Raw genomic sequence first — 13,591 nt, forward strand, 5'->3', positions numbered from 1 at the left:
ATCACCTCATTTATCCATTGTGATTTCAATTCATATCTACTCTGTAAATACACCCATTGCACGAAACTTATCATAACGATTCTCAACAAGTTTATCACTTGTTAACTTCGTTAATTCTAATAACGACTCTCTTAGTGCTTCCCCAATATATCCAGATTGTATGTTTGAATCACGGTGTGCACCACCAAGAACTTCAGGTATAATTTTATCAATTATACCCATTTCTTTTAAATGAGGAGCTGTAATTCGCATCGCTTCAGCTGCCTGTTTTGATAAACTTGGATCTTTCCACAAAATTGAAGCTGCTCCTTCAGGAGAAATAACCGAGTATGTAGAGTGTTCTAGCATATGAATATGATTGGCTACTCCTAAAGCAAGTGCACCACCACTTCCACCTTCCCCAATCACAATCGAAATAACAGGAACAGTCAACCCAGCCATTTCGACTAAATTTCGCGCAATCGCCTCACTTTGTCCACGTTCTTCCGCAGCTTTTCCCGGATACGCTCCTTTAGTGTCAATAAAACAAATGATTGGTCTTCCAAACTTTTCTGCCTGCTTCATTAATCTTAAAGCTTTACGATATCCTTCAGGGTGTGGCATACCAAAGTTTCTTTTCACGTTTTCTTTTGTGTCTTTTCCACGTTGATGTCCAATAACAGTAATTGGCGTATTTTCAAAGGATGCAATACCACCTACAATCGCAGCATCATCCCCGTAATTCCGATCACCGTGCAATTGAATGAAGTCCACAAATAACTCTGCAATATAATCTAGTGTTGTTGGACGCTGAGGATGTCTTGCAACTTGAACGCGGTCCCACGGCTCCATATTACCGTAAATATCTATTTCTAAGTTTTTTAATCTTCCTTTTAACGTAATGATTTCCTCAGACAAATCAACAGTTGAACTCGATGTGAATTCCTCAAGTTCATTTATTTTTTCTCGCAGACGAACAATTGGTTCTTCAAATGAAAGTGTTTTACTCATTTATTTCGGCTCCTTTCAAATGAAGTCTTAGAACTTTAGCCAATGTTTCCTTCATTTCTTTACGGTGAACGACTGCGTCTAATTGGCCATGTTCAAGAAGAAATTCTGCCGTTTGGAAATCTTCGGGTAATTTTTCCCGCACTGTTTGTTCAATTACACGTCTACCCGCAAATCCAATAAGCGCTTTTGGTTCCGCAATATTAATATCTCCAACAGAAGCAAAACTTGCAGATACCCCACCCGTTGTAGGATATGTCATAACAGAAATGTATAATAGTTTATTTTCAGAATGCCGATTTAGTGCAACGCTGGTTTTCGCCATTTGCATAAGTGACAAAACACCTTCTTGCATTCGAGCACCACCACTTGCTGTAAATATAATGACTGGAATCTTAAGTTCTGTCGCTTTTTCAATAGCACGCGTTATTTTTTCCCCAACAACGGAACCCATCGATCCCATGCGAAAATGAGAATCCATAATTGCAATTGCAATTTTATGTCCCTCAATTTCACCTATACCTGTTAGAACTGCTTCATTTAGCCCTGTTTTTATTGCATCTGCTTCAACCTTTTCTGTATAAGCAGGAAAATTTAGTGGATTTTCTGTTTTAAGATGATTGTCCATTGATTCGAAGGTTCCTTCATCAAAAAGATGAGCAGCACGCTCGACTGCTGTCATCCTGAGATGATGATCACATTTGGGGCACACTTTAAACGCTTGCACTAATTCCTTCGTCAAGATAATATTTTTACACTCCGGGCATTTTGACATAATTCCTTCGGGAACATCATGTTTACCATTATTCGAAGGTATTTTAGTCGTTCTATTTTTTCTGTTTTTCGTGAAAATATCGCGAATCATTTAAAATTTCCCTCACTTTCATCCTCAACTAGTTCAATCCATTTTGCGTAGGCTTCTAATGCCGCTTGCTTATTTCCTGTAGGAATAGATTGAAGCATATCCAAGATAAGTCTATTTTCCACTAGAGACGTCATTTCATCAAATCGTACTTTACTGTATTGTTTCAATAAAAACCAAATTCTTAAGGATAATCTATTTCCAGTCGCTACAATCATTTCACGCATAATATCCTCGCGCAGCACTTCTCCATCCTCTATAATTTTAAGGTGTAAACTTTCCCATACAGGTAATCCCCTTAAATCCACTGTATTACAGACAGTTTGGATAGCTGCAATCTCGTGGATTCTGCGAGTTTTACGAACATCATTTATAGAGTCTGGTTGTTGCATTATGAATTCAGCTAATACATTTACAAGCTTATGTTTACGGAAATCAGTTAGAAATGTTCCATCCCCGCGTCGTGTTTCAATTAAACCAAGAAGTTCAAGACTTCGAAGTGCTTCTCTAATGGTAGATCTTCCTACTTGCAGCCGCTCCGCTAAATCACGTTCTGATGGAAGTCGGTCGCCAGCTTTAATGCCCTCTTCTGAGATAAGCACCTTAAGTTCACCAACGATATCTAGAAACATTTTCGATGACGGCTTTACATTTTCCATTCATAAACCCCTCTGGAATTAATTGTCCTGAAAAGTGGTCTGACCACTTCTGTATTTAAGCATACAGAAATTAAGACACTTCGTAAAGTGATAGCAAATTCAAATAATTTAAATGCTCACTGCAAATAATCATAAACAGAACAACTACATCTACTAGTAAATGTCTTTGATACGTTGTACAAGTATTTGTATTGGCCCTCTGTTAGTCTCTATAACTCCTTGTAAAGAAATCATTTTCATTTCTTTAAGTAAATTATTTGAAGTTGCATACTCTTTTGGAAACAACGTACAAGAAATTGTTCCTGTGTCATCTTGAATAGAAACGAATGCCATCGATTCGCCTTTTTTAGTACGGATACGTTTGATTTCAGAAATTAACCCAATAATCGTCACAGTATCCCGGTCTTTCATTTCAGACAGTGATGATACATTGTTGTATTTTTCACTTAATGTTTTTTTAATTTCTCCTACGGGATGCTCTGATAAATAAAAACCTAGCACTTCTTTTTCAAATTCAAGCAACATCATCCTCGGCATGGTACCTCCTGGTGAATACTTAGGACTTGCAACAGAGTGCATAATTCCTGATAGTAAGTCATCAGCGTCACCCGGACGTATAAACCGCGCATGAGAAATTGCTGCATCTATAGAAGCAAGAAGAATTGCACGCGTTTTATTAAATTCATCCAATGCTCCCGCTTTTATAAGTGAACTAATTACTTTTTCATTAAACAAATCCCCACCGAGTGAGACAGCGAAATCGAACATCGAATTCCATTTGTAACCTAATTTTCGAGCTTCATTTAATTTTTCATAAAAAGATGGTGTTATTCCTTTAATCGAACCTAAGCCAATTCGAATCGAAGCATTTTGGACAGTATATTTATACTTGCTCCTTTTAATTGATGGTGGAAGAAACGTAATGCCTTGATTTTTTGCTTCTTGAATTAAATCAATTACTTTCTCATCGTTTCCAGAAATTGATGAAATTAAAGCAGCATAAAAATATGCAGGTTCGTGAGCCTTTAAATAAGCAAGACGGTAAGAAATTAAAGAGTAGGCGACCGCATGACTTTTCGGAAACCCATAATCTGCGAACTTTACGATTAAGTCATAAATATCATTCGCTTCTTTTTCAGACAACCCCTTATTCACTGCACTTTTCGTGAAATGGATTCGTTCCTCATTTAAAATATCACGTTTCTTTTTGCTAATAGCACGTCTTAAAAGATCTGCCTCCGCCATTGAAAAGCCAGCTATTTCTACAGCAATTTGCATAATTTGTTCTTGATAAACAATTACGCCATATGTTTCTGCCAAAACAGTGCGGAGTAATGGATGGATGTATGTAATTTTCTCAACACCATTTTTTCTTTTATTGTATATAGGGATATTATCCATCGGGCCTGGTCGGTATAATGCATTGATTGCAAATACATCTTCAAATCGGGTAGGCTGTATCAATTTAAGTGCGGCTCGCATTCCGCTCGATTCAAACTGAAAGATTCCAATTGTATCGCCTTTTCTAAAAACCTCAAACGTCTTATCATCATCAAGAGGTATTTTTTCAAATTCAATTTTAACGCCTTTATCATAGGCAATCATCGATCGAATACGTTCGAGTAATGTTAAGTTTCGAAGACCTAAAAAGTCCATTTTTAGAAGGCCTTGTTCTTCCACATCATTCATTGGCCATTGAGTTAGGAAAATTCCATTGCTACCACCTTGAAGTGGAACTGTTTCAACAAGAGGTTTGGGAGATAATATAACGCCTGCAGCATGTGTCGATGCATTGCGTGGTAATCCTTCAAGTGAATTTGCAGCCTCCACCCATTTAATGCGAATCGGGTCCAATGCTATCCAATCACGAAGCTCTTTAGACTTTTCAATAGCATCATTAAATGTAACTCCATTACTATTTGCAATTGCTTTTGAAAGAAACGACATCTCTTCGTTAGAAAAACCAAAAACACGAGCGACATTACGAGCAACAGCACGAGTAGATAATGTTCCAAACGTTATTATTTGTGCAACATGATTTTTCCCATATTTATTTGCAACATATTGTATTACTTCTTCACGCCGATTATCCGCAAAGTCGATGTCAATATCAGGTAGCGTTATGCGACCCGGGTTTAGAAAGCGCTCAAATATAAGTCCATATCGAATTGGGTCTACATCTGTAATTCCAAGTGCATAGGCGACCAAAGACCCCGCCGAAGAACCACGTCCTGGACCCGTTAAAATTCCATTTTCAGCTGCAAAACGCATGAAATCTTCAACAATTAAAAAATAGTCCGTAAAACCCATTTCTTCTATTACGGACAACTCATATTTAAGTCGTTTTTCATATGTTGCGTCCAATTCGTCCATTCGTTTCGTTAAACCGCTTAGACAATTTTTTTTCAGTAAAGCGGCTGAACTTTCACCTTTCGGAACCGGAAAAACTGGCATAAGAGTTTCTCCGGGAGGAAACTCTGCTGTACATGATAATAGAACGCTCGCCATATTTGAAAGCCATTCACTTTTATCAGCAAACCATTCATTTAACTCTGGTTCCTCAGGAATATAGGCATTTTCGTGCAAACTTTTCACTATGACTGGATCGTTCAGCTTATTTCCTAAACGAATTGCTTCAGCAACTTTATAAGTAAATGAATCTTTAGGTTCAATGAAACGTGACTCATAAACGGCTACGATTTGTATATTTAGCGCGTCCGCTATGTGTTCGATTTGCTGCTCATCGAGATGTTTTACACCACTTTGTCTTGCAATTCCTATAAAAACAGACTTTTCATCAACACCATTTACTAATTGACTAACCACTTCCTCATTCCGTAGTTCATCCCATGATTGGTCTGTCATCGAAAGGACGAAAATGCAGCCAGAGCTATAAGCCAGAAGCCAGTTGATTGGAATTAATTCGGATTCTCCTATAGAAATTGCACTACTAATCTTTAGCAAATTCCGGAATCCTACATCATCTTTTGCATAAATATAAGATAATACTGATTTTCCATCCCCGAAATCAATAAAAGCAGATAGCCCAATTACTGGATGAATATCATATTTCTTCATTGTAATACAGAATGAGCGGACGCCATATAGTTTTGAATTCACAATGGCAGCAGCACGAGCCCCTCTCCTTTTTAGAAGAGGGGCTAGATGATTTAGTTTAATAATTCCACGCAAAAGATCTGCACCCGTAACTAATTGCGGATAGACAAGTGTCATCAATTTCCCTCCGCCCGATTTATTTCAAACAATACTCTTTCAGCTTACTTATTACTTCATCTGCCTCATCCCAAGAGTGAACAGAGGCACCTGCAGCAAGTGGATGGCCACCTCCACCATACTCTGCGGCTAAAGTGTTAATAACAGGTCCTTTGGAGCGTAATCGAACACGAATCTGATCCTCTTCTTCAATAAATATCAACCATGCAGAAATCCCCTTAACATCCCCAAGCGAGCCTACGAGTTGTGATGTCTCAGAAGCTGTCACATTGAATTTAGCCAATGTTGCACTATCTAGTTTAATAAATGCCGCTCCATTATCATCCATCTCAAAGTTTTGATATATATGGCCTTGTAAATGAAGGAGCTTTCTATCTACTTCGTACATACCTGCAAACAATTCAGCACGATTAAAATTATATTTAATAAGTTCACTAGCCAACTCGAACGTTTGTTCCGTCGCACTCGGAAACATGAAACGACCTGTATCCCCTACAATTCCAGCAAATAAGAGCCGAGCTGCATTATCTGTCATCTTCCAATCATTTGTTTTCTTTGCTTCTTTGAAAAGGGCCGTAATCATTTCTGAAGTTGAGCTTGCTGTAGTATCCACCCATCTTAAATCTCCATAAGGATCAACATCTGGATGATGATCTATTTTCATTATGAAAGCACTATCCTTATAAAATTCACCATCTATCCGTTCTGTATTTCCGGTATCCGTAATAATAACCAATGCATCCTTATAGTATAAGCGTTCAACAGTATCCAGCCTTGCAAGATACGTTAAAGATTCCTCATGCTCACCAGCAGCATATACTTCTTTCGTTGGATAGTTCTCTAAAATAAGTTCTTTCAATCCAATTTGTGAACCATATGCATCCGGATCCGGTCGTACATGACGAAGGATAATAATTTTATTGTATTTTTCAATTGTGTCAATGATTTGTCTTTTCATCCTTGAATTCCTCCATACCTCAATATATTCTAGTCGCAATCTACCACAAAAGCCTCTACAATGAAAGAAGTTATGTAATCAATGGAGGGCTTTGATGTTTAATTTAATTTTCGTGTTTTTCATTATCGTTTCGGCAGTATTTTATCTTTATTTTAAGACTAGACAGATCCGTACAACTTATATGCTACCGATTCGAAAAAAAATGTACGGAGGAATGGCAGGTGCTTCACTTGGAGTATTGCTTATTTCTTTCGGATTGAATCAGTTTACTTTGGATGCTGGAATTACAAGGTATATTATTGCCGCAGTTTTTATTCCACTCGGCTTATATGTATCTGTTTATAATTTCCGTTCATATAAACACTATAATCGTTTCGTTGTTGAAGAGGCTGAGCTTAATCAAAACTGATGCATATTACATGCGTCAGTTTTTCTTTTTCCCTACTATTCCTAACGTTCAAATAGTTGATACATTACCATTGCTTTTGCAATAAGTTCTCCTTCGCTTAAAATATCAAAGTCCACTTTGACGAGACGACGGCTCATATGTAAAATTCTTGGTTCAACGCGAACCACACTTCCCAATTGGACATGTTTTATAAAATACAACGTCATATTTTCAGGTACGCTTTCGCCACGTTTATGAAGTTTGATTGCTCGATTTCCAGCATCCGTTAATAATGTAGTCATTGCACCATATGATAAAGAACCAAGTTCATTTGTCAGCTGGGGAACAACAATAAATTGAATCGCATATGGATCATTCGAAACAATTTCCATTTGACTTTTCACAATATCATCATTAGTTTCACCCTGTTGAGGTTGCCGTTGTGCCATTTGGAAAGCTTTCAAAACATCTTGTCTACTAATAATTCCAGCAAGCGTACCTTTCTCTGTAATGACAGGTATTAAGTCCAAACCTTCCCAAATCATACTGTGTCCAGCAGAAGCTACGCTTGTTTTTTCCGTAACTGTAATAGGATTCCGAGTCATTACCTTCCGAATTAGTTCATCATCAGACCTTCCAATAACATCGCGGGACGTAACAATACCAATTAACTTTCCGGACTTTTCGATAACAGGGTATCCTGAGTGTTGAGATTCTTTATTCACCCTATTAAAGTCACTAACTTGATTGTTTGACTGCATAACAATCGTTTCGGAAAACGGTGTTAAAATATCTTCTGCAAGTAAGATCTTTTTCTCAATTAATTGATCAAAAATTGCTCGATTCAACATTGTAGCTACAGTAAACGTGTCATAACTTGTGGAGATAATTGGTAGTTCAAGATCGTCTGCAATCTTTTTTGCTTCGTCGGATGCATCAAAACCACCCGTGACAAGAACTGCCGCACCAGCTAATAATGCAGTTTCATGCGCTTTCAAACGGTTCCCTACAATCAAAAGATTTCCTGCATCGATGTAACGCATCATATCATCCAATTGCATTGCACCTATTACAAACTTCGTTAATGTCTTATACAGACCATCTCTGCCGCCTAGAACTTGCCCATCAACAATATTCAACACTTCGGCGAAAGTCAGATGTTCAATATTATCTCTCTTTTTCTTTTCAATTCGAATCGTGCCCACACGCTCAATTGTGTTTACAAGCTTTCTATTTTCAGCTTCTTTTATCGCGCGATAAGCTGTTCCATCACTTACTGAGAGAACACGTGCAACTTGTCGAACGGATATTTTCTCTCCAACAGAAAGCCCTTTTATATACCGAAGTATTAGTTCATGCTTGGTAGCCATCTCTTCACCTTTTCCTTATCATAACCTATATCTATTCTACCATAAATACTCCAAAATAACGGTCTAGAGTTGTTTCGTTCCCCCTAGACCATTATCTTATATCTCGAATGAATCTCCCGCTTCCATTATCTTCACTTCATAATCCGTGACAAGTTCCTTAAAGTATTCTGGATCTTGTTCAATAGGAGGAAATGTATTGAAGTGGATTGGAATTGTAAGCTTTGGATTTATGAGTTTAACCGCTTGTGCGGCATCTTCCGGCCCCATCGTAAAATTATCTCCTATAGGAAGAAAAGCTACATCAATCGAGTGGTTTTTTCCAATAATTTTCATATCCCCAAAAAGAGCAGTATCACCTGCATGGTAAATTGTTTTCCCTTCAGCCGTGAAGAGTATTCCTGCAGGCATACCCGTATAGATTATTTCATTTTGATCTGTTGTATAAGAAGAACTATGGAAAGCCTGTGTAAACTTTACAGTTCCAAATTCAAAGTTTTTTGCCCCCCCCAAGTTCATGCCGTGTGTTCTTAAACCTTGCCAACTTAGATACACAGCAAGTTCGTTTGGTGCAATGACAAGTGAATCGTTTGCTCTTGCTAACTCCATTGTGTCTCCCACATGATCATTATGCCCGTGTGTTAATAAAATTATATCCGGTTTTTCATTTTCGACAATTAGGTCTGTTAACTTGTTTCCCTTTATAAAAGGGTCGATTAAGATCATATGATTCTCTGTCTTTATTTTCACTATTGAATGGCCGTGATATGAGATTTGCATATAAATTTCCTCCTATGTTTTCATTCATAACTTACAATTTTCGCTCTTTATACGAAAAACCCTCTTTTCTGTTATAATGTAATTAGTAAATGAGAGGGGTAATAATTTGAATAAGGTTGAAGTAATCCAAAACTTTTTACGAAATGAAAATCTAGATGCTGCATTTATAACAACACCCGACAACGTTTTTTACTTGACTGGGTTTAGTAGCGATCCACATGAACGTCTTCTTGGTGTCATGCTATTTAAAGATGCGGAACCATTTATTCTCTGTCCTTTAATGGAAGTTCCAGACGTAAAAGCAGCGGGCTGGAAGTTTGAAGCAGTTGGACATGCCGATACAGAAGACGCTTGGGACATCCTTGTTAATGCCGTCAATACTCGGGGACCTGCTCCAACTTCGATTGCAATTGAAAAGTCAAACTTAACCGTCGAGCGATTAGAACGCATGAACGAACTCTTTCCAGAAGCTTCATTCTCTAGGCTCGATGAACAGCTAAACAATATGCGTGTAATTAAAGATGAGTCTGAACTTGTTCATTTACGCAAAGCTGCAGAACTTGCTGATTACGCCGTCGAAATTGGTTGTCGCGAAATAGCTGAAGGTAAAACTGAACTTGAAGTACTTATGGCAATTGAGTTTGAATTAAAGAAAAAAGGCGTTCAGAAAATGGCGTTTGATACAATGGTGCTCTCTGGACCAAAAACTGCATCTCCTCACGGAACACCTGGTGACCGTAAAATTCAAAAAGGTGACTTCATATTATTTGACCTTGGAGTTATTTATAATGGCTACTGCTCGGATATTACAAGGACTGTTGCATTCGGTGAACCGACTGAGGCCAAGCGCGAAATTTATGAAACAGTGCAACGTGCGGAGCAAGCCGCAATAGATCTTGTTCGACCTGGTGTTAAAGCATGTGAACTTGATAAAGCCGCTAGAGATGTAATCACAGACGCTGGATTCGGAGAGTATTTCACACACCGTCTTGGTCACGGACTTGGTATTTCAGTACATGAATATCCTTCAATTACAGGAACAAATGAATTTGTGCTCAATGAAGGTATGGTGTTTACAATCGAACCAGGAATTTACCATCCGGAAATTACAGGAGTCCGAATCGAGGATGATGTGGTTGTAACTGCAGATGGTGTAGAAGTACTAACTAAATTCCCAAAAGAATTGCAAATTATTCAGCCATAAATAATAGAGTCCATCCACATTTTAAAAGTGGATGGACTCTATTTAAATTATCTATTTAATAATGATTCCGCAGTAACATACTCAAGACCTTGAGCTTCAGCTACAGCCTTATAAGTAACATGACCATCGTAAGTATTAAGACCTTTTTGAAGGGCAAGATTTCCTAATAGTGCTTGTTTAAAGCCTCTGTTAGCAATTTGTAGAGCATAAGGAACCGTAGTATTTGTAAGTCCCATTGTTGCAGTACGCGGTACCGCGCCTGGCATATTCGCAACAGCATAATGAACAACGCCATGTTTCTCATAAGTTGGCTCATCATGTGTTGTAATACGATCTGACGTTTCGAAAATTCCACCTTGGTCAATTGCGATATCAACTAGAACGGAACCTGGTCTCATCGATTTAACCATTTCTTCAGAAACAAGTTTCGGTGCTCTTGCTCCAGGAATAAGAACCGCTCCAACAACTAAATCAGCATCTCTTACTGCTTCTGCAATATTAAATGGATTTGAAACGAGTGTTTGAACATCGTTTCCGAACATCTCTTCTAATTGGCGCAAACGATCTGTCGATAAATCGATTACAGTTACATGTGCACCCATACCAATTGCTACACGCACAGCATTCGTTCCGGCCATTCCGCCACCGATAACAGTAACTTTCCCACGGGATACACCCGGGATACCGCCGAGAAGAATTCCTTTTCCACCATTTGTTTTTTGAAGGAATTGTGCTCCAATTTGTGTAGCCATACGACCTGCAACCTCACTCATAGGAGCTAAAAGTGGAAGTGTGTTATTTGGTAGTTGAACTGTCTCATATGCAATAGCAGTTACTTTGCTTTCAAGTAATGCGTTTGTTAAATCCGTTTCTGGAGCAAGGTGGAAATAAGTAAATATGATTTGCCCTTCACGGAAATATTGAAATTCAGAAGCTTTTGGTTCTTTAACTTTCATTACCATTTCAGTATTCCATGCTTCTTCAGCAGTAGGTACGATTACTGCACCAGCTTCAATATACTCATCATCTGTGAAACTTGACCCTAGTCCCGCACCCGTTTGAATGAAGACTTCGTGACCCGCTGATTTTAAAGTAAAAGCTCCTGCTGGCGTCATTGCTACTCGATTTTCATTGTTAAGTATTTCTTTAGGAACACCGATACGCATAATAATATACCCTCCTGTTAATAGGTTAGTTGGTTGGTTTGCACAATTACTAATGTCCTCACCAATGCTATTCCATTTTAGCAGATAATATCTAAATATGCTTGTTTTACAAGTATATTGTAGTTAAGGTGGACTTTTATATCGTTAGTAACACTAGTTATTTACCTACTTTTTCAATTCTTGTAACAAGTTTGTCAATTATTATGAATTTATTTTACTCATTTAAAGGATTATTTATATCATTTATAGAAGTAGTACGTATAACAAATAATAGAATGGAGAGATTACACATGACATTACAATACAACCAAATTCTCGTGGCAATTGACGGCTCGAAAGAATCTGAATGGGCATTTAAAAAATCAGTAGCAATTGCGGCTCGAAATAATGCGACATTGAATCTTGTAAACATTATTGATACTCGCTCTTACGCGGCTGTTGAAGCGTATGATCGTTCAATCGCTGAACGTGCACAGAAATTCGCTGAAGAACTTCTAGGTAACTACAAAGTTGAAGCAGAGGCAGCTGGACTTAGTAAAGTTAATGTTGTTGTCGATTATGGTTCACCGAAAACTATGATCGCGCGTGACATTTCCAAAAAGCTGAACATCGATTTAATCATTTGTGGTGCAACAGGTTTAAACGCAGTAGAACGTTTCTTAATCGGTAGTGTTTCAGAGAACATCGTTAGATCTGCAAAATGTGACGTTCTCGTTATCCGTACACCTGAAGAATAATTTTTATAGAATAAATAAAAAGTTGGCCTATACCAGATATGTTCTGGTATAGGCCAACTTTTTTATTTTGTGAACGACTTTATAAACTTGTACAATAACTATTAACCTAAAGAACCCTACACACCGCCGATTTCCGTTCCGATCGGACGCTTTCCATTGTCGAAGAATAAAAACCATTCTTCTTAGGGCCGTTCGTCGAGCCTCATCGTCGCGAAAACCACGCTCCTGTGGGGTCTCCATATTCACGCTAATCCCATTGTAGTCGCCGTTCTGCACTCCAATCTGCTAGACACGGGATAAAGATGAAATCAATATTAATGCATATGGATTATTCTGCTGCCCACATATCTATTTTTTGCAGGAATAACGCCATCGCACGTTTATCTTTCATATTCGGTACTTTCGCCAACAGTACTTCTGGCGTGACTCTCATTTCTGGGAAAGGCTTTCTTAAAATTAAAATACTTTTTGCATGTGAAGTGTTTTTAAATAAAGATTCCGGTAACTGTATTACCGCACGGATAATGGCCTGCTCTTTTAAAAACGGATGTAGAATCTTTGATTGTTCAGAGTCAAACAGATTTTCCGGAATAATGAATAGTGCGTGACCACCAGGCTTTGTATGATTCATCGCTTGTTCGATAAACAAATGATGGGCATAAGCATGTCCAGTGGCCGGCATTAATTTAAAGTTCAAACCATTATCATCGTCCGGATAGAAACCAACAGGTAAATCACATATTGTAATATCAACTGGATCTATTAGTAGAGGTCTAAGTGCATCTTGGATGAGAAAGGAGACCGGTTGTTGCAATAATTCACCAGTTACGGCGGATAGTCTAACGAGTAATTCATCAATTTCTACAGCACTTGCTATAACTTCACCCTCGATTGCATTCATGACTGTATAAAGTAAATTACCTGTACCTACCGCAGGATCAAATATCGTAAACGTTTTTTTCCCCTCAACAAGTTTCTCTACAATATGCCCTATTAACATACCAATTGAATCTGGAGTCATTTGGTGATGCGGTTGCGCAGATTGTTGCATACCTTTTAATACCGCGAGCTGAATACCACGACGAATCTCTTCCTTCGTGATGTCCCCGCTTAACTCTGGTATTTGACTTCCCGATAACCAAAGTTCACAAGCTTCTACAATTGCTTCCAAATACAGGACCTCAGTGGATTCCGTATATGTATCTATAAACGAAAATATATTTTCAATATTTGTTTTCATTGTCATCCC

The 13,591-nt window shown here is 38.1% G+C and carries 12 protein-coding genes; 3 read left to right on the forward strand and 9 right to left on the reverse strand.

What is annotated here, in order from left to right; genetic code table 11:
- Window positions 1–36: 36 nt before the first annotated feature.
- The 5 genes from ACP8HH_RS11675 to ACP8HH_RS11695 all read right to left on the reverse strand — a co-directional run bounded on the left by ACP8HH_RS11675 (window position 37) and on the right by ACP8HH_RS11695 (window position 6,700).
- Window positions 37–990, reverse strand: coding sequence for an acetyl-CoA carboxylase carboxyltransferase subunit alpha (locus tag ACP8HH_RS11675; protein WP_438311464.1), 954 nt, complete (start codon window positions 988–990; stop codon window positions 37–39).
- Complete coding sequence (gene accD, locus ACP8HH_RS11680) at window positions 983–1,852, reverse strand: acetyl-CoA carboxylase, carboxyltransferase subunit beta (RefSeq protein ID WP_438311466.1); 870 nt, start codon at window positions 1,850–1,852, stop codon at window positions 983–985. Before accD ends, ACP8HH_RS11675 begins: the two co-directional genes overlap by 8 nt.
- Window positions 1,849–2,508 (reverse strand): FadR/GntR family transcriptional regulator, encoded by a 660-nt coding sequence (locus tag ACP8HH_RS11685; protein ID WP_438311469.1) that lies wholly within the window; start codon window positions 2,506–2,508, stop codon window positions 1,849–1,851. The genes accD and ACP8HH_RS11685 overlap by 4 nt, the downstream gene beginning before the upstream one ends.
- 153 nt (window positions 2,509–2,661) lie before the next feature.
- Window positions 2,662–5,742 carry a DNA polymerase III subunit alpha gene (locus ACP8HH_RS11690; RefSeq protein ID WP_438311471.1) on the reverse strand — a complete coding sequence of 1,027 codons (3,081 nt, stop codon included), beginning with the start codon at window positions 5,740–5,742 and terminating at the stop codon, window positions 2,662–2,664.
- A 19-nt stretch (window positions 5,743–5,761) separates the two neighbouring features.
- Window positions 5,762–6,700: a DHH family phosphoesterase gene (locus ACP8HH_RS11695; RefSeq protein WP_438311473.1), complete on the reverse strand. Its 939-nt coding sequence runs from the start codon at window positions 6,698–6,700 to the stop codon at window positions 5,762–5,764.
- A 94-nt stretch (window positions 6,701–6,794) separates the two neighbouring features.
- Here ACP8HH_RS11695 and ACP8HH_RS11700 point away from each other — a divergent pair, with 94 nt between their 5' ends.
- Complete coding sequence (locus ACP8HH_RS11700; protein WP_438311475.1) at window positions 6,795–7,109, forward strand: YtpI family protein; 315 nt, start codon at window positions 6,795–6,797, stop codon at window positions 7,107–7,109.
- A gap of 41 nt (window positions 7,110–7,150) precedes the next feature.
- Here ACP8HH_RS11700 and ACP8HH_RS11705 read toward each other — a convergent pair whose 3' ends face one another.
- Window positions 7,151–8,458, reverse strand: coding sequence for a DRTGG domain-containing protein (locus ACP8HH_RS11705; RefSeq protein WP_438311477.1), 1,308 nt, complete (start codon window positions 8,456–8,458; stop codon window positions 7,151–7,153).
- Between the two features lie 96 nt (window positions 8,459–8,554).
- The gene (locus tag ACP8HH_RS11710; protein WP_438311479.1) at window positions 8,555–9,235 is read right to left on the reverse strand and encodes a metal-dependent hydrolase; all 681 of its coding nucleotides are present in this window, start codon (window positions 9,233–9,235) and stop codon (window positions 8,555–8,557) included.
- Between the two features lie 106 nt (window positions 9,236–9,341).
- Here ACP8HH_RS11710 and ACP8HH_RS11715 point away from each other — a divergent pair, with 106 nt between their 5' ends.
- Entirely contained in the window at window positions 9,342–10,439 is a 1,098-nt protein-coding gene (locus tag ACP8HH_RS11715; protein ID WP_438311482.1) for a M24 family metallopeptidase, read from the forward strand.
- A gap of 47 nt (window positions 10,440–10,486) precedes the next feature.
- On the opposite strand, the gene ald is transcribed toward ACP8HH_RS11715, so the two are convergent.
- Window positions 10,487–11,605 carry an alanine dehydrogenase gene (gene ald, locus ACP8HH_RS11720; protein ID WP_438311484.1) on the reverse strand — a complete coding sequence of 373 codons (1,119 nt, stop codon included), beginning with the start codon at window positions 11,603–11,605 and terminating at the stop codon, window positions 10,487–10,489.
- A 290-nt stretch (window positions 11,606–11,895) separates the two neighbouring features.
- Here ald and ACP8HH_RS11725 point away from each other — a divergent pair, with 290 nt between their 5' ends.
- Window positions 11,896–12,342, forward strand: a complete 447-nt coding sequence (locus ACP8HH_RS11725) for a universal stress protein (RefSeq protein ID WP_438319148.1) — start codon at window positions 11,896–11,898, stop codon at window positions 12,340–12,342.
- A gap of 328 nt (window positions 12,343–12,670) precedes the next feature.
- Here the strand turns inward: ACP8HH_RS11725 and ACP8HH_RS11730 are convergent, their stop codons facing one another.
- The gene (locus ACP8HH_RS11730; protein ID WP_438311487.1) at window positions 12,671–13,582 is read right to left on the reverse strand and encodes a class I SAM-dependent methyltransferase; all 912 of its coding nucleotides are present in this window, start codon (window positions 13,580–13,582) and stop codon (window positions 12,671–12,673) included.
- Window positions 13,583–13,591 lie beyond the last annotated feature (9 nt).

Source organism: Sporosarcina sp. FA9 (genome assembly GCF_051550205.1).
Lineage (GTDB): Bacteria > Bacillota > Bacilli > Bacillales_A > Planococcaceae > Sporosarcina.